The organism is Pedobacter sp. MR2016-24, from assembly GCF_026239655.1.
In the GTDB taxonomy this organism is placed as follows: Bacteria; Bacteroidota; Bacteroidia; order Sphingobacteriales; family Sphingobacteriaceae; genus Pedobacter.
Window position 1 is genome coordinate 1 of sequence record NZ_JAPIVO010000021.1, and the last position, 602, is coordinate 602.

The 602-nt window shown below is 39.5% G+C and carries 1 protein-coding gene; it reads left to right on the top strand.

Annotated features, from left to right (window positions below):
- On the top strand, positions 1 to 602 hold a 602-nt coding region (locus OQX62_RS25060), incomplete at both ends, for an OmpA family protein (protein ID WP_265834416.1).

Here is a 602-nt window from a genome sequence, read left to right on the forward strand (position 1 = left end):
CAAAACTTCAGCCCTATCGCCGCTATCCGCGAAGAAAGTGCAGCTGAAAGTGCTGAATTAAGAAGAGCATTATCTACTTCTGAGCAAAACAGACTGAGAGATCAGGAACAATATGCTAAAGATATGGGTGATGATGATATGGATGGTGTAGCTAACAAATTTGACAAATGCCCTGGAACTGTTGCTAATACAGTAGTGGATGGTGCTGGTTGTCCTTTAAAAGCTCCTGTACCAGTAATCAGAGAAAAAGTAATTGTAACTGAAGCAGATCGTAAAGTTGTTGGTGAAGCAATCAAAAACTTAGAATTTGATTTAGGTAAAGCAACTATCAAAGCAAGATCATACGAAACATTAAATCGTGTTGCTGGTCTTTTAGTGGAGAAAAACTTTAGCCTGAAATTAGCAGGTCACACTGACAATACAGGTTCAATGGCTTTAAACTTACGTTTATCGAAAGACAGAGCAGAAGCTGTTAAAGCTTACTTAGTATCTCAAGGTGCTAACCCATCTACAATTGAAGCAACAGGTTACGGTCCAAACCAACCAATTGCAACAAACAAAACTGCTGCTGGTCGTCAGCAAAACAGACGTGTTGAGTTCTC